We start from the raw sequence: 15,770 nt of genomic DNA, 5'->3' as shown, positions 1-15,770 counted from the left end.
GATGCCCTGCACGGGGCCGATGAAGCCCTAGAACAGGCCCTCGAGCCGCTCGACCCGGGCACGGTCGCGCATGAACGCCCGGAAGTCCTGCGGGCTGGTGTTGTACTGGTCCAGCGGCTTGAAGCCCGCCGGCCTTGAAGATCGCGCCGGTCTGCGCCCAGGTCAGGAACGGATCGTTCGTCGGCAGCACGAAGCGGATCGTCGACGAATCCGCCGGCACGAAGGCGCCCGAGGTGCCGGTCGCCACTGCGTACTTGTCCGCCTCGACGGGAAGCCGATGCCGTACTTCTGCACGATCACCATTTCATCTCGCCCTTGTTGACCTTCGCGCCGATGTCCAGCGCCATCCCGAGGCCGGCTTTCGGATACGACTTCTGCATCGTCGCGATCAGCTCGGCCGCGTTCGCCGCCTTCGGCAGCTCGGCCTCGAAGCGCTTCAGGTAGTCGCGGGTATAGGTGATCGCGCTCGCGTCCAGCTTCGTACCGGCGGCCATGTGACCGGGCACGACGAGGGTCGGCTGAAGCGCCTGCATCTCGTCGAGCTGCGCGAGCCACGCCTGGCGTTCGCTGGCCTTCTGCGTGTCCGCGGTCCACACGTGCAGGTTGCCGAACACGCCGATGTTGCCGGCGATGGCCTTGATCGACGGGATCCACACGTACGGACGGTGCGCCAGCTCGCCCGTGGTGCCGCGCACCTCGATGGCCTGGCCGTCCACGCTCAGCGTGGTGCCGGCGATCGCCTCGGGCACGATGGGCTGCGTCGGCGCGTTGGCGCCCATCTTCGGGCCCCAGAACGCGAGCTTGCCTGCCAGCTTGGCCTGGATCTTCTCGCGCACCGCCGGCGTGCTCAGCACCTGCGCCTGCGGAAAGATCCCCTTCAGCGTCTCGGCGCCGAAGTAGAAGTCCGGATCGGCGTTGCTGATGAAGATCGTCTTCAGCGTCTTGCCGCTGTCCAGCACGTTGGCGGCGACGCGCAACGCGTCGGCGCGGGTGAACCCGCTGTCGATGACCATCGCCTCGCTGGGGCCGCTGACGACGACGGCGTTGACGTGGAAGCTGCTGGCCTCGGCGTTGTAGACCTTGACGGTCAGCGGTGCGGCGGCGGTCTGCGCGCCGGCGCCGTCGGCGGCGACGACGCCGAGCGCGAACAGCGGAAGCAGGCGGGCGTAGTGGAAGCGGGTGAGCATTCGGATCTCCAGGGTCGATGGGATGGAGATGACTCTATTTGCTGCACTTCAATTGATAAACAGTGCGTCGATAGAATGACCGTTGCATGTTTCGTTTGAATCCAGATCCGCATGGACCGTCTCGCCGCCACCCGCGTCTTCGTCACCGTCGTCGAGCACGGCAGCCTGACCCAGGCCGCCGAGCGCCTCGACATGTCGACCGCGATGGTCAGCCGCTACCTCGCCGCCCTCGAGACCTGGCTCGGCGCGCGACTGCTGCATCGCACCACGCGGCGCATCAGCCTGACCGAGGCAGGGCAGGTGGCGTTGCCCGGGTGCCGCCAACTCCTCGACCTCGCAGAAGACGTCAAGCACCAGGCCGGCGAGATCGGCCGCGTGCCGTCGGGCAGGCTGCGGATCACCAGTTCCCCATCGTTCGCCGAGGCGCAGCTGGCCCCGGCGCTGGTCCGGTTCCAGCAGAAGCATCCGCAGGTGGTCATCTCGCTGGTGGTTGCGGACAGCAGCGTCGACCTGGCCGCCGAACGCATCGATCTCGCCGTGCGCATCACCAACTCGCTCGACCCCACGATGATCGCGCGGCCCCTGGCGCTGTGCCGCTCGGTCCTCTGCGCCGCGCCCGCGTATCTGCGACTCCACGGCGAGCCCCAGACGGCGCAGGCGCTGCAATCGCACCAGTGCTTGACGCATGCGATCGTCGGGGCCGCGCAGTTCCGCTTCCGGCAGCGCAAGCAACTCGTGGAGCTGCCGGTCGCAGACCGGCTGTCGACGAACGACACCGGCGTCCTGCGCCGTGCGGTGCTCGACGGCGGGGGCATCGGCATTCTGCCGACCTACCTGGTCGGCGACGACTTGAAGCGCCGTCGGCTGGTTCGTGTGCTGCCGGCACTCGAACCGGAGACGCTGGGCATCCACGCGATCTTCCTGTCGCGCCAGCATCAGCCCTTGGCCCTGCGACTGCTCGTCGACTTTCTCGTCGAACAATTCGGCGGCGAGACGCCGCCTTGGGACAGGTGATGCGGCGTGCCGTCGATGCCTGGGGCCGACTTCGACGGTCTTGAGCGCAGAACACCAGGCGAGTCGCTAGACTGGGTCGTCGGTGCACTCTGCGAGCACGCGACCCGCCCGATGCCAGAACAGTCCGAACACCCCGGCTCCACTGCGGCCGGTCCCACCTCTGCGAGCGCCTCGCCGCCGGGGCGTGCGCTCGACATCGCCGCACTGGGCCTCGATGTGCGCGATCGTGCCGTGCTGGTCTCGATGACGCGCATGCTCGACGGCCAGGCCGGCCTGCGCCTGCGCTGGGTGGAAGATGCCACCGCCTGCACCACGCTGTTCGTGCCGCACGACTGGTCGCAGTACGTCTCGCCACCGCGGGTGCTGGTTCGGCTCACGCCACGCGGCGCGGCGCCGGCCGAGTCGCCGCGCGGCCTGTCGGTGGCCTCGCCGCTGCGGGTCGGCGAGATGACCGATGTGCTCGAAGCCGCCGCGGCGTTGTACGAGTTGGCGCGCGGCGCCGTGCAGCGCGAGCATGCCCGCATGGCGCTGCACGCATTGCGGGACCTGCTGGTCGGGGCACTGCTCGCCGGCGAGCGCCGGCGAACGCTGTTCGGCGTGGGGGACGGGCACGGCCTGGTGGTCGACTTCCGCACCGGCGACATCGCGAGCTCATTGCCGCAGGCCGAGCTGCTCGTGCGGCCCTTGCACCTGGCCGACCCGCAACGCGCGCCCGACGCCGTGTCGTGGCCGGGTGCGACCCACACCTTGCGACTGTCGACCCTGCTGTGGGGCCTGACGCACGTGCTCATCGACCAAGGCGTCTCGCCCCGCACCATCAATGGCCGCTACCAGCTCACACGCCAGCCCGAGCCTGCGGCCCTCGCGCGCCCGAGCACGCCGCGGCTGGTGGCCGCGTGGACGCAGCGCGCCATGAGCGTCGGCGAAGCGGCCGCGGCGGGCCGGCTCTCGGCCTTCGAGATCCTGTGGTTCCTGAGCACGGCGTTGGCCCTGGGCATCGCCGTGCCGGCGACCGAGCCAGGCTGAAGTCGACCGCGAGGTAGCTGTCGACGACGGCCTTTCGACCCCCGCGCGAGGCGCCACAGCTAGAACGCGTACTCGATCCCGAAAGAGACCAGCACCGGCAACTGGTAGGCGTCTTCGCGGGTCGTGTAGTCGGGGCTGTAGCTGTAGCCCGAGACGTTCTTTCGGTTGTAGGCGTTGATCAGCTCGACGTAGTGCGTGAGGCGGGGCGACACCTTGCGGTCCAGCCGCAGGTCCAGCCGGTGGTAGGCCGGCACGCGCAGCGAATTGATGGCGCCGTAGACCGGCTTCGTGCGCCCGTCGGGGTACACGCCCGTGCCCACCACCGGCGTGTACGGCGAGCCGGTGTGGTAGCTCCACCTGGCGCCCCAGGTCCAGGCGTCCGACTGCCTGTACTGGACCACCAGCGTGGCGATGACGGGTTGGTCGTAGTCGAAGCGGAAGCTCTCGCCGGTCAGGTCGTTGCGGCGCTTCGCCTGCGAGACGCTGAGCGAGAAGAAGCCGGTCAGCTTCTCGCTGCCGTCCTTCTTCACCAGCAGCTCGAAGCCGCTGGCCGTGCCGCTGCCGCCGTTGCGGTACTTCAGCGCCGGGTCGTCGACGGCATAGCCGGTGAAGGTCTTGCGGTAGACCTCGGCACGCACCGACCAGCCCGCGTCGAATGCCTGCGTGACGCCCAGCACGTGCTGCGTGCTGCGCAGGTGGGCGAGCTGGGGGTTGCCGATGTCGCGCAGCGCCTGCTCGATGGGCGGCGGCTGGTGGTGCCGGCCCACGCCCACCGACACCATGGTGCGCGGCAGCAGGGTCCACTCCAGTCCCACGCGCGGTTCGGTGAAGGTCTGTCGCAGGTAGAAGTCGCGGCTGGCGCGCAGGCCGCCGGTGGCCGTCCACTGCGGCGACAGCTGCCATCGGTGATGGGCGTAAGCCTCGGCCTGGTTCTGGCGCGTCTTCTGCAGCGAGACCACGCGGCCGGCGGAGCTGATGTCGCAGTTGGGGTCGAACTCGGTACAGCGCGGGTCCTGGATGTCCAGCTCGAGATCGACGAGGCGGCTGTTCACCGCACCGCCCAGCGTCGTGGCGTGTTCCGGTGTCCAGGCCAGGCGCAGCTGCTCGCGCAGGTAGGTGGTGACGACCTCGGCGTCGTAGGAGCCCGCGCTGCCGATGCGCGTGACGTCGCGCGTCGTCATCTGGCCCAGCGCGAGCTGGTGGGTGGTGGACTCGGCGAAGTCGCCTTCCCAGCTGAGCGCGAAGCTGCTGTAGGACTGGTGCAGGCTGCTGTTTCCCAGCAGCGCCGGGTCGCGCTGCACCGCCCTGGAACCTTCTTTCGTCGTGAAGTCGATGCGGTCGTTTGCGGTGCTGAAGTCCAGGCGCAGGCGATGGCCGGGGGTCAGCGCCCACAGCAGCCGGCCCTGCGAGTCGTGGTACACGGGCACGGTGAGGCTGACGCCTTCCTTCTCGTCGTCCACCGTCCTGACGGCCAGGTCGAACCAGCTGCGCCGGCCGGCGAGGAAGAAGGACAAGCCCTCGCCGACGGGCCCTTCGGCCAGCGCGCTGGCCCCCAGCAGGCTGAAGTCGAGCTTGCCGCCGAGGCGGTCGCTGCGCGGGTTGCGCAGCGAGATGTCAAATATCGCGCCCACCACGTCGCCGTACTCGGGGCTCCAGGCGGCGCTGGCCAGGTCGAAGCGGCGAATCAGGTCGGGGCTGAAGGTGCTGGCGAAGCCGCCCAGGTGGAACAGGTAGCCCACCGGCAGGAAGTCGACGTAGTAGGCGTTGTCCTGCGGCCGTGCGCCTCGCACGGCGGGGGCGCTGCTGCTGTCGTCGGTGGTGGTCACGCCGGGCAGGGCCATCGCGGCCTTCATCGGGTCGCCGCTGCTGCCGGGCATGCGCGACAGCTCCTCGCGCGTCAGTGTCTGCTGGCCGGCGGCATTGCGCACGCGCTTGCCCTGGATCTCGACGGTCTCCAGGCGCATCGGCTCGGCAGGTGCTGCAGCGTCCTGCGCCCAGGCGGCGGGGACGCAGGCCAGGGCGATGGCGCCGAAGGCGAGGCGGTGTGGGGGGCGCAGGCGTGGCATGAAGCAACCGGGGCAGTGACGAGGAGCGAGATGCTCGCCGCAATCACCTTCGTGCTTCCTGAAGGCGGGCCCCTAGGTTCGAGGGAGGTCGACGGTGAAACTGCAGCCGCGCCCGCCCGGGCCGACCTGCAGATCGACGTCGCCGCCCAGCGAGCGCGCCGCTTCGCGCACGATGGCCAGGCCCAGCCCCGCGCCGCGCTCGTCCTGGGATCTGCCGCGCCAGAAGCGCTCGAACACCTGCTCGCGGTGCGCGGCAGGAATGCCCGGGCCGTCGTCGACCACGCGCAGTTGCCAGCGCGCGGGCTGCACGTCGATGCTCACGTCCACCAGCACGCCGCGCCCGCCGTAGCGCAGCGCGTTGTCCACCAGGTTGCCCAGCATCGAGCGCAGCGCACGCGGGTCGGTGGCGAGCACGGCGTTGTCGGGGCCGCCCAGCGACAGCTCGCTGCCGAGTTCGGTCGCCAGCTCGGTCATGCCCGCCAGGGTGTCGCGTGCGAGGTTCATCACGTCCACCGGTTCGCGTGGCGCGAGCGCCGTCGCGTCGGCCTGGGCCAGGCGAAGCAGCTGGTGCGCCAGGTGCGAGGCGCGCTCCATCGCGGCCTGCAGGCGGCGTGCGGCCTCGTGGCGCGCCGGGCCCTCGCTGGTCTGCAGCACATGGGCCTGGGCGCCGATGACGGCCAGCGGGGTGCGCATCTCGTGCGCCGCGTCGTGCACGAAGGCCTTCTCCCGCGCGAAGGTGGCGGCCATGCGTTCGAAGAGCCGGTTCAGCGCCGCCTGCAGCGGCAGCAGCTCGCGGTAGCCCTTGGGCAGCACGATGGGGCTCATGTCGGCGGGAGCGCGCACCGCCACCTGGTCCGACAGGCTCTGCAGCGGCGCCAGTGCGGCACGCAGCGCCAGCCACACCGGCAGCAGGATGACCGGCAGCGTCAGCGCCAGGTAGCCCAGCAGCTCGACGCCGGCTTCGCGTGCGGCCCAGCGCGTGCGCCGCACGTCGTCGTCGAGCAGCGTCACGGTCCAGTGCGGGCTGCGGGCGGTGTAGCTGCGCAGCGTGGCACCCTGGTGCACGGTGTCCGACAGCCCCTCGGGCAGGCGCAACGGGTCGGCGTCGCCGGGCCGCGCCGGCGGCAGGCGCAGGCTGCCGTCGCGGCGGGACACCAGCAGCAGCGGCCGTGGCTCGCCGCTCGGGTCGTTGGCCGCGGCGTCGGCCCGCAGGTTCAGGAAGACGGTGACGCCGGCGCTGGCGCTGGCGTCGTCGGGCATGCGTTCCAGCGTGCGGGCCAGGCTCTGCGCGTTGCGCAGCAGCGTGCGGTCCAGCTCGCCCGAATCGCGCTTGAGCGCTTGCCACAGGATGATGGCGAAGAAGACGAGGAACAGCAGCACGATCACGCTCAGCATCGCCAGCAGCACGCGCCGCTGCAGCCGCGGCGGGCGCGCCGCGGCGGCTGCACTCACGCCCGTTCTCCGGCCAACAGGTAGCCGATGCCGCGCACGGTCTTCACGCGCTCCGCGCCGACCTTGCGCCGCAGGTTGTGAACATGGACCTCGATCGCGTTGAAGTCCAGCGGCTCGCCCAGCGGCGCCAGGGCCTGCGCCAGGCGGTGCTTCGGCACCACGCTGCCGCCGGCGCGCGCCAACGCCGCCAGCACGTCGAACTCGCGCGCCGAGAGGCTCGTCGGCTCGCCGTCCACCGTGCAGGAACGCTGGCGCATGTCGATGGCCAGCGTGCCGATGGTCCAGACCGACGCCGCCTGCTGCGCGGCACGCCGCGTCACCGCGCGCACGCGCGCAATCAGCTCGACCACCGCGAAGGGCTTGACGATGAAGTCGTCGGCGCCTTCGTCCAGGCCGGCCAGGCGATCGTCCAGCGTGTCGCTGGCGGTGATGACGATCAGCGGCACGGCCAGGCCGTCGCGGCGCCATGCGCGCAGCAGGTCGAGCCCATGGCCGTCCGGCAGGCCCAGGTCGAGCACGATGCAGTGGTGCCCGCCTGCCATCGCGAAGCGGTGCGCATCGGATGCCGTGCGCAGCCATTCGCTGCTCAGTCCGGCGCCGCGCAGTCCCTGCTGCAGCGACGCGCCCAGGTCAACATCGTCTTCGATCAGGAGCAGGTGCATGGGGCGCGATGGTAGGCGAGACGGATCGGCTGCCAGGTCTTCATCGTCGAACGGCGCGGGCCGCCGGCGAATCGTGCAGCAGGCCGAGCCGGACCAGGCTCTGCGCCGCCGCGACGATCGCTTCCTCGCTGGAGCGTGGCGACCACCCCAGCACGCGACGCGCCTTCTCGCCGGTGGCATTCAGGTTCACGCCGAGCAAGGGCACGATGCCCTTCATGGCCGGGTTGGCGCGCACGAGCAGGCGCACCAGCCAGTTGGGCAGCACCCGCGTGGGCACCTTGCGCGCGGCCTTGCCCAGGCGGTGCCGCAGCAGCTTCGCGATGTCGACCATCCACAGGCTCTCGCCGGCGGTCGCGAGGAAGCGCTCGCCGGCAGCGGCCGGGCTCGTCATCGCGCGCAGGTGCAGGTCGGCCACGTCGCGCACGTCGACGACGCCGGTGTTGATCTTCGGGCAGCCCGGCTGTCCGTCCATCAGGCGCTTGACCAGCTGGATCGAGTGCGAGGTGTCGGGGCCGAGCGCAGGGCCGAGCACGGTGACCGGGTTCACCGCCGACAGCTCGAGCCCGCCGCCTTCGCGGGCGATGAAGTCCCAGGCCGCGCGTTCGGCGAGCGTCTTCGACTTCTGGTACGACCCCACGTTGCCGCGCAGGTCCGTCCAGTCCGTTTCGTCGAACGGCCGGTCCATCGCGCGGTGACCCGCGCCGATCGCGCCGAAGGCCGATGTGAGCACGACCCGCCGCACCCCGGCGGCACGGGCTGCATGCAGCACGCGCAGGTTGCCGTCGACAGCGGGGCGGATCCAGTCCTCTTCGCGTGCCTGGTTGCCGGACGGCGTCGGCGAGGCGCCGTGGAGCACGTAGCGGCATCCGGCCACCGCCTCGGCCCAGCCCGCATCGGCCGACAGGTCGGCGGCGACGAAGCCCAGCCGATCCCCCGGCTCGGCACCGCCGGCGCGCAGGTTCGCGCGCACCTCCGCCTCGCGCGCCGGCGAGCGCACGGTGGTGCGCACCCGGTGACCGCGCGCCAGCAGCGCGAGCATGCAGTGCTGCGCGATGAAGCCGGTGCCACCGGTCACGAGGACGAGCTCGTCGTTCATGTCGTTCATGTGATTCATGGGGTTGTCGTTCGGCGATCGATCGTTGGGTCCATCCACCGCGGACAGCGGCAGCACGGGCGAAACGATAGGCGGCCCGTGCCGGACTGTGAATGCTTGAGCGTGCGAATCACTTGCGCGATAGTGCGCAAATGCAGGCCGACCCGTTCTCCGAGATCCTCAAGCTCACGCGCGCCGAATCGCTGGTGACCGGTGGGTTCAGCGCCGGCGGCAGCTGGGCCATCCGCTTCCCGGCGCCGGACAAGATCAAGTTCTTCGCGGTCGTGAAAGGCGGCTGCTGGGTGCACATCGAGGGCGAGCCGGCGGCGGTGCGCTTCGAGACCGGGGATGTGGGGCTGCTCGCGGTGCCGCGTGCGACGGTGCTGGCCAGTGCGCCGGATGTCGCGCCGGTCGATGCGATGAGCGTGTTCTCCCGCGCCGGCCGGACGACGGCGACGCTGGGCGACGGCGAGGACTTCGCGCACATCGGCGGCCACGTGCTGCTCGACCGGGCGAGTGGACGCCTGCTGGCCGACGTGCTGCCGCCATGGATCCACATCCGGGCGGTCTCGCCGCAGGCGAGGGCCTTCCGCTGGGTCCTCGACCAGCTCGTCGAGGAACGGGCCCACGCGATGCCGGGCGGGCAGCTCGCATCCGCGCAGCTTTCGCAGCTGCTGTTCATCCAGATCCTGCGTGCCCATCTGCAGGCGTGCGACCCGATGCCCGCCGGCTGGCTGCGCGGGCTGGCCGACCCGCGCCTCGCGCCGGCGCTGCGCATGATGCACGGCGAGCCTGCGCGCGCCTGGCACCTCGACGACCTGGCCCGGGCCTGCGCCATGTCGCGGACGAGCTTCGCGCTGCGCTTTCGCACCGCGGTAGGCGTGGCGCCGCTGGCCTACCTCACCGCCTGGCGCATGCGCCTCGCCGAACGCGCGCTGCGCGAAGAGGGCAGCGCGGTCGCAGTCGTCGCCCATTCGCTTGGCTACACATCGGAGAGCGCCTTCAGCAACGCCTTCAAGCGCATCAACGGACGGTCGCCGAAAGCATGGCGGCATGCCGATCGGCGTGTCCGTCAACAGGTTGGTCGCGCCGAAAGCAGCGTCGCCACAGGCATCGAGCCGTCGGTCGACGGGGGGCTCGCGCGGGCCTGAGCGCCGGGTTCAGAACCCGGCTTCGCGCACCCAGCCCGAGCTTCCCGCCCGCCAGAGCCGATGCGCGATGCTCTCCGCCTCGGCCGCGAATGCCGCATGGCCGCGCCAGCTGCGCGGCGCAAGCGGCGGCGCCTGGTCCAGCGTCAACGTGACCCGGTACAGCGACTTCGCCGGCACCCATCCGCCGTTCGCCTCCTTCGCATCGATCGACCCGCCGTGGGCCTGCACCAGCACCGGCTCGGGCACCAGCGAACTGGGCTGCGCCGCGACGCTGTGCACATGGGCCGCCACCGCATGCAGCGGATCGGCGTCCAGCACCAGCTGCGCGGCGTGCCCGGACCGCAGGCCGCGCGCCGTGACCTCGTCGACGTAGGCCACCGCGCTCCAGGCCCCGCGCGCCGCCAGGTGCATCAGCACCTGCGTCGCCGCCGGCGTGCTGCTGCCCGGGGTCAGGTCCGGCAGCATGTCGACCACGATGCCGTCGAACGGCGCCGTCACCTGCAGTCGGCCCTGCTCGTCGCGCACCGCCTGGGCCTGCTCGCGCGCGGTGGCCAGCTCGGCCTGCAGCGATCCCCAGCGCGCCTGCTGGTCGCTGTCGACCGCGGCACCGGCGACCTCCTGTTCCGCACGCACGGTGCGCGCCTGCGCCGCCGCGGCCTGGCGGGCCAGGTCGGGCGTGCTGGCACGCAGCAGCACCTGTCCCGCCTTCACCGGCGAACCGGGCGACACCTCGATCGCGTCCAGCATCGCGGCGGCCGGCAGCCGCACTGCCAGCGTCTGCGACGGCTGCACCAGCGCCGCGCCGCTGGCCGTGCTGCGCCAGGGCACGAAGGCCAGGCCGCCGAGCAGCACCAGGACCCCGAGCGAGACCTTCCAGCGCGCGGCGCCTCGCCATTCGGCGTGTCCCTCGCGCCAGGTCCTCAACTCGCGCAGCCCCGGCCACGCGATGAACCAGCCGACCTCGACGGCGAACAGGCCCATCCCGAGCAGCTTGAATCCGAACGCGTAGACCGTCCAGGCGATGCCGAGGTACAGCACCAGGCGCCAGCCCCAGGTCGTCAGCGCGAAGGCCACCAGCGCCTGCCGCGCCCGCGGGCTGAAGTCTTCGGGCCAGGGTCGGGCCCAGCCGAGCAGCAGGCGCCGCAGCGCCACCCGCGCCTGGGCGAACGAGCGCTCGTGCAGGTTCGGAAAGTCCAGCGCATCGCACAGCAGGAAGTAGCCGTCGAAGCGCATGAAGGGGCTCAGGTTGATCAGCACCGAGCTGACCCAGGTCATCGTCGCCAGCACGAAGGCGGCCGTGCGCAGGTTGCCGTCGGGCAGCAGGCTCCACGCGAGCGTCGCCCAGGCCGCGAGCGTCAGCTCGGTGCGCACGCCGGCGGCGGCGATGCGCATGCGGGCGCGCGGATCGGCCAGCTGCCAGGCCTCGGTGGTGTCGGTGTACGCCACCGGCCACAACACCATGAAGGCCAGGCCCATGGTCGGCACGCGGCAGCCGTGGTGGCGTGCCACCAGCGCGTGGCCGAGCTCGTGCGCCAGCTTCACCGCGAAGAGCGTCAGGCCGTAGAGCAGCAGGCCGCGCCACGACATCAGGTCGAGCCACTGGGCATGCAGGCGCTCGCTCTGCTGCAGCACGCCGAACAGGCCCGCCGCCAGCGCCAGCAGCGACAGCAGCGCGAAGCCCGGCTGCCCGGCCCAGCGCAGCCACGGCAGCAGCGCCTTCAGTGCGCGGTCCGGCCGTGCGAGCGGGATGCGGAAGAACAGGTAGTTGTGCAGCAGCCAGTCGAAGGCGCGGCGCCAGGCCGCGACCGCGGGCTGCGGCAAAGGGGCCGACTGCGGATGCACCAGCTCTTCGCGCCGCGCGAGCGCCAGCACCTCGGCCACGTCCTGCGCCGACAGCGTGAGCGTCGTGTGCACGCTCACGTGGTCGGCGATCAGCTGGGCGTCGCCGAGCCACCAGTGGCGCAGCACCTCCCAGGTCGTCCAGTCGATGCGCAGGAAGCGGTGGCGCACCGGATCCTGCAGCGTCCAGGTGGGATGACCCGCCGCATCGGCCGGGCCGTCGTGCAGGCGCAGTTCTTCGCGCAGTGCCGGCCAGGGGGCACGGGCAGCGGCGAGGGCGGGGCCGGAAAGCGACAGCACCGTGTCACCAGCCGGTGGCTTCGCGCAGCGCCGCGAGCGGCCGGCGCATCAGCCAGTACGCGAGCGGCACGCGCGGCCCCTCGATGCGCACCGTGCCGCGCGCGCCCAGGCGCTCTGCGGATGCGCCATCGAGCGTGCCGCGCAGCCGGTAGCCCAGCCCGAGGTCGGTTCGCTGCTCTGCTTCGTAGGCATACAGATGCAGGCGTGCGCCGACCGGTTGGCCGGGGCGGCTCGCAAGGTGCAGCGTCATCGGCGCGCCCGGCGCCAGGTCGACGGCATCGCCGACCGCGAGCCAGGCCTCGACCTCCTGGTCCTCCGGTTGGGCGAGCTTCATGATCGCTTCGCCGGTGGCCACGGTGCGGCCGGGCCAGCTGCCCGGATCCTGGACCAGCACCACGCCGTCGCGCGGAGCGACGAGCGTGGTGCGCTGCACCTGCTGCGCGAGGTAGGCGGCTTCCGCGCGGCGTTCCTCGTAGCGCCCCTGGGCCGCTGCGAGCTGCGAACGCACGCGCGGGTCGTTGAGCACCTGCTGGTTGACCTGGCGCCATTCGGCCTCGGCGGTCGCGAGCGCATGCTGGGCCACCTGCAGGCGCGACTGCCAACCGGCATCGTCGAGCTCCGCGAGCACCTGGCCGGCCTTGACCGCCTGGTTGGGCTCCACCTTCAGCGTGCGCACCATGCCGTCGATGGCCGAGCGAATCGCCACCGGGTGGCGCGGCACCAGCTCGCCCGGCGCGCGCAGCGTCAGGCTCACCGGCCAGCACAACACGAGCAGCAGCGCGACCAGCGCCACCGCCGCATGGCGCAGCGGCCGGCCGGCGAGGCGTTCGCGCCAGCGTTGCAGCAGCGGGCGGCGATCGCCGGCGGCCGCAGCCTGCGTGGCGTTGGCATCGTCATGGCGCCAGCACTGCCACCAGCGCGTCAACGAGTCGGCCTCGCGGACCGACCACGGCAGTTCGCGCACCACCAGCAGTGCATCGGCGGGCCCCTGCGGCAGCCACAGCAGCTGCGGCGGCCAGTAGTGCAACCATTCCTCGGCGAGTTCGCCACCGATGTCCCCGGGCACGACGGGGCCGGCGGGCCGGGCCTGCAGCGCCGGCACCAGCCGGGACAGCCATTGGCCGTACGGGCCCTGGGACTCGAGTTTCCCGACGCCCGAATGCCCCGCTGCGGCGCCGTGTTCCCACAGCACGGCAGCCTGGTACGGCCAGGCTTCGCGTGTGCGGTTGAGCAGCACGAAGCGGCGCTGTGCCGCATCGCCGGCACGCTGGCTGGCCTGCAGCAGGTGCAGCGTGGCCTCGGCCGCGTCGACGGTGACGGTTTCCTGCAGCATGCGTCAGGCGCGGACGGTGGCGCGGCCGGCCGCACCGAGCGGCGTGCCGCGGCCCTGCATCAGCTGGCGGCTCAGGCCCGCGCCGGAGGCCTGGCCGGCGCTCACCTTGAGTCGCATCATCGTGGTCGCCTCGCGGCCCTGGCTGTCGCGCGCCATCACGCGGATCACGACGTCGTCGCGCCATTCCGCCGGCACCTCGCCGTTCAGCGTGCCGGTGCGGCCGTCGAACTGCAGCCAACGCGGCAGCGGCCGGCCGTCGGCCAGCGTGGCCTGCAGCACCACCGTCTCGTGGATGTTGGTGTGGATGAAGGTGTCGGCCGGCACCTGCAGGCGGACGGTGCCGCCGAGCTTCGCCACCTGGTCGTCGAGCCCGCGGAAGAGCTTCAGCGAGGGCTCCGGCGACGGGTTGACCATGATCTGGAAGCCGCTCGGCCGCGTGTAGATGTCGGCCACGTTGGCATCGCGCACGGGCAGCGAGAACGCGCTCTGTGCCGCCGTGTCCTGCACGCGCGCGGCGACGAGCTGGCCGTCGGGGCGCGATTCGGGCGGCAGCGCGGAATCGAAGGTCGCGCGCGGCAGCTGCGGCGGCGGCGCGGTCTCCGGCGCGGCCACCGGCGCGCGGGCGGCGGGCTCGGACGCCGGCGCGGGCACCGGTTCGGCCGGTGCGGCGACGACGGCGAGTTCGCGCTGTACCGTCAACTGGACCGGCGCGCTCAGCGTGCCGCCGGGCAGGGCCGCCCGCAGCGTGAAGGTGTAGGCGCCGGGTGCGCCGGCGGCCGCGGCGGCGGTGTCGCCGCGGGTCGAGCGCATGTCGATGCCCTCGACGTGCCACTCGCCGTTCGCGTCGACGGCGGTGCTGGCGATCAGCCGGCCTGCCGGGTCGTACAGCTGCAGCGCCTGGCCGGGGGTGCCGGAGCCGGACAGCGTGATCGCGTCGGCCGAGGTCGTGCGGTCGGTGCTCGACACGCCCAGGTCCGATGGCGCGGGCAGGCGAAGGGTGGGCGAGGGCTCGACCGTCACGTCGACCCATGCGCGCGCGCTGCCACCCTGGCCGTCGCCGACCTCGACGCGGAAGCGGTCGGTGCCGGCATACCCTGCATCCGGCGTGTAGCGGTAGTGGCCGTCGCCGGCCAGCGTGACCGTGCCGTGCTGCGGGCCCTGGACCAGGGCGTAGGCCAGCGTGTCGCCGTCGGCATCGGTGCCGGCGGGCAGCCGGCCTTCCCAGGGCACGCCCTCGAAGGTGGTCAGCGCATCGGGGTTCAGTGCCGGTGCGTCGTTCACCGGCGACACGACGAGCTCGAGCACGCTCGCCTGGCCATGGTCGGTGGTGTAGGTGATGGTCGGCACCTTGCCGTGCCAGTCGGGCCGCGGCACGAAGACGAAGTCGCCGTTGGCGGCGATGGTGACGCTGCCGACACCGGCCAGCTCCAGCGTGCCGCCGGCGGCGATGGTGCTGCTGCCGGCGCCGAACGAGACCACGCTGGATGGTCCGCCGGTGTCGTTGCCGAGCACATTGCCCTGGGCGGGCGTGTCTTCGGCCACTTGCAGCCGGTCGGGGGCGACCGTGTTCTCGTTGACGTCGGTGAGGGCCAGCGTGATGGAGACGGCGGACGACCAGTTGCCGGCAGCGTCGCGGGCCTGCACGCCTTCGGTGAAGCTGTCGGGCAGGGTCTCGAAATCGTTGGCGGCGGCTGCAGTGCCGGCCGTCGTCAGGCTGATGCGACCGGTGCTGTCGATGCGGTAGTGGCCATCGGCGCTGATGCCCGTGCCGGTGTCGCTGAAGCGGAAGCCGGTGACGCCGACGGCGTCGTTCGCGGACACGGTGGCGAGCACCGTGCCGGCAGGCTGGTTCTCGGCGTAGCTGAAGCTCTGGTTCGCCGCGAGGACCGGCGCGGTGTCGTCGACATCGGTGACGTTGAGCGTGACGTTGACGGCGCCGGACCAGTTGCCTGCGGCATCGCCCGCCTGCACCCCGTAGGTGAAGCTGTTGGGCTGGGTCTCGTAGTCGTTGGCCGCAGCCGCGGCGCCGGCCGAGGTCAGGCTGACCTGGCCGTTGGCGTCGATGCTGTAGAAGCCGTCGGCGCTGGTGCTCGAGCCGGTGCTGCCGAAGCGATAGCCGGTGATGCCCATTGCATCGGTGGCCGACACGGTGCCGAGCACGGTGCCGGCTGACCGGTTCTCCGCGTAGGTGAACGACTGGTTGGCTGCGACGACCGGCGGCGTGCTGTCGCCGAGCGCCTCGTTGACGTCGGTGACGTTGAGCGTGATGTTGACGGCGTTGGACCAGTTGCCCGCGGCATCCCGCGCCTGCACGCCATAGGTGAAGCTGTTCGGCAGCGTCTCGTAGTCGTTGGCGGCCGCCGCGGCGCCCGAGGAGGTCAGACTGACCTGGCCGCTGGCGTCGATGCTGTAGAAGCCGTCGGCGCTGGTGCTCGTGCCCGTGCTGCCGAAGCGATAGCCGGTGACGCCCACCGCGTCGCTCGCGGACACGATGCCCAGCGTCGCGCCGGCCGTCTGGTTCTCCGCATAGCTGAAGCTCTGGCTTGCGGCAACGACCGGTGCGGTGTCGTCGACATCGGTGACGTTGAGCGTCACGTTCACCGCGTTGGACCAGTTGCCCGCGGCATCCCGCGCCTGCACGCCATAG

The 15,770-nt window shown here is 71.8% G+C and carries 11 protein-coding genes; 3 read left to right on the top strand and 8 right to left on the bottom strand.

Annotated features, from left to right (window positions below; translation table 11 throughout):
* Window positions 1-296 precede the first annotated feature (296 nt).
* Window positions 297-1,187, bottom strand: coding sequence for an MBL fold metallo-hydrolase (locus FHT26_RS05795; protein WP_168559187.1), 891 nt, complete (start codon window positions 1,185-1,187; stop codon window positions 297-299).
* Between the two features lie 111 nt (window positions 1,188-1,298).
* On the opposite strand from FHT26_RS05795, the gene FHT26_RS05790 reads away from it, so the two are divergent.
* Both FHT26_RS05790 and FHT26_RS05785 read left to right on the top strand, forming a co-directional pair.
* On the top strand, window positions 1,299-2,201 hold the full coding sequence (locus tag FHT26_RS05790) for a LysR family transcriptional regulator (RefSeq protein ID WP_168559186.1): 903 nt from the start codon (window positions 1,299-1,301) through the stop codon (window positions 2,199-2,201).
* A 111-nt stretch (window positions 2,202-2,312) separates the two neighbouring features.
* Window positions 2,313-3,227 carry a hypothetical protein gene (locus FHT26_RS05785; protein WP_168559185.1) on the top strand — a complete coding sequence of 305 codons (915 nt, stop codon included), beginning with the start codon at window positions 2,313-2,315 and terminating at the stop codon, window positions 3,225-3,227.
* Window positions 3,228-3,286: 59 nt separating this feature from the next.
* On the opposite strand, the gene FHT26_RS05780 is transcribed toward FHT26_RS05785, so the two are convergent.
* The 4 genes from FHT26_RS05780 to FHT26_RS05765 all read right to left on the bottom strand — a co-directional run bounded on the left by FHT26_RS05780 (window position 3,287) and on the right by FHT26_RS05765 (window position 8,521).
* On the bottom strand, window positions 3,287-5,293 hold the full coding sequence (locus tag FHT26_RS05780) for a TonB-dependent receptor plug domain-containing protein (protein ID WP_168559184.1): 2,007 nt from the start codon (window positions 5,291-5,293) through the stop codon (window positions 3,287-3,289).
* A gap of 72 nt (window positions 5,294-5,365) precedes the next feature.
* On the bottom strand, window positions 5,366-6,745 hold the full coding sequence (locus FHT26_RS30460; RefSeq protein WP_168559183.1) for an ATP-binding protein: 1,380 nt from the start codon (window positions 6,743-6,745) through the stop codon (window positions 5,366-5,368).
* Window positions 6,742-7,407 (bottom strand): response regulator, encoded by a 666-nt coding sequence (locus FHT26_RS05770; RefSeq protein ID WP_056810756.1) that lies wholly within the window; start codon window positions 7,405-7,407, stop codon window positions 6,742-6,744. The genes FHT26_RS30460 and FHT26_RS05770 overlap by 4 nt, the downstream gene beginning before the upstream one ends.
* A gap of 40 nt (window positions 7,408-7,447) precedes the next feature.
* The gene (locus tag FHT26_RS05765) at window positions 7,448-8,521 is read right to left on the bottom strand and encodes an SDR family oxidoreductase (RefSeq protein WP_210427257.1); all 1,074 of its coding nucleotides are present in this window, start codon (window positions 8,519-8,521) and stop codon (window positions 7,448-7,450) included.
* Window positions 8,522-8,613: 92 nt separating this feature from the next.
* Here FHT26_RS05765 and FHT26_RS05760 point away from each other — a divergent pair, with 92 nt between their 5' ends.
* Window positions 8,614-9,651 carry an AraC family transcriptional regulator gene (locus FHT26_RS05760; protein ID WP_168559182.1) on the top strand — a complete coding sequence of 346 codons (1,038 nt, stop codon included), beginning with the start codon at window positions 8,614-8,616 and terminating at the stop codon, window positions 9,649-9,651.
* A 9-nt stretch (window positions 9,652-9,660) separates the two neighbouring features.
* Here the strand turns inward: FHT26_RS05760 and FHT26_RS05755 are convergent, their stop codons facing one another.
* From FHT26_RS05755 to FHT26_RS05745, 3 genes are all read right to left on the bottom strand, one after another.
* Window positions 9,661-11,790: a site-2 protease family protein gene (locus tag FHT26_RS05755; RefSeq protein WP_168559181.1), complete on the bottom strand. Its 2,130-nt coding sequence runs from the start codon at window positions 11,788-11,790 to the stop codon at window positions 9,661-9,663.
* Window positions 11,791-11,794: 4 nt separating this feature from the next.
* Entirely contained in the window at window positions 11,795-13,123 is a 1,329-nt protein-coding gene (locus FHT26_RS05750) for an efflux RND transporter periplasmic adaptor subunit (RefSeq protein ID WP_168559180.1), read from the bottom strand.
* A gap of 3 nt (window positions 13,124-13,126) precedes the next feature.
* The coding region (locus FHT26_RS05745; protein WP_168559179.1) for an Ig-like domain-containing protein at window positions 13,127-15,770 on the bottom strand (2,644 nt) is incomplete at its 5' end.

Source organism: Rhizobacter sp. SG703, from assembly GCF_012275445.1.
Classification (GTDB): domain Bacteria; phylum Pseudomonadota; class Gammaproteobacteria; order Burkholderiales; family Burkholderiaceae_C; genus Rhizobacter.
This window is presented reverse-complemented; position numbering and strand designations above follow the sequence as displayed.

What these genes read in the sequence shown, in the direction of transcription:
- FHT26_RS05785 (WP_168559185.1), top strand. Translation starts at nt 2,313, where the DNA reads ATGCCAGAACAGTCCGAACACCCCGGCTCCACTGCGGCCGGTCCCACC.
- FHT26_RS05760 (WP_168559182.1), top strand. Translation starts at nt 8,614, where the DNA reads ATGCTTGAGCGTGCGAATCACTTGCGCGATAGTGCGCAAATGCAGGCC.
- FHT26_RS05770 (WP_056810756.1), bottom strand. Translation starts at nt 7,407, where the DNA reads ATGCACCTGCTCCTGATCGAAGACGATGTTGACCTGGGCGCGTCGCTG.
- FHT26_RS05795 (WP_168559187.1), bottom strand. Translation starts at nt 1,187, where the DNA reads ATGCTCACCCGCTTCCACTACGCCCGCCTGCTTCCGCTGTTCGCGCTC.
- FHT26_RS05750 (WP_168559180.1), bottom strand. Translation starts at nt 13,123, where the DNA reads ATGCTGCAGGAAACCGTCACCGTCGACGCGGCCGAGGCCACGCTGCAC.
- FHT26_RS05765 (WP_210427257.1), bottom strand. Translation starts at nt 8,521, where the DNA reads ATGAATCACATGAACGACATGAACGACGAGCTCGTCCTCGTGACCGGT.
- FHT26_RS05790 (WP_168559186.1), top strand. Translation starts at nt 1,299, where the DNA reads ATGGACCGTCTCGCCGCCACCCGCGTCTTCGTCACCGTCGTCGAGCAC.
- FHT26_RS05780 (WP_168559184.1), bottom strand. Translation starts at nt 5,293, where the DNA reads ATGCCACGCCTGCGCCCCCCACACCGCCTCGCCTTCGGCGCCATCGCC.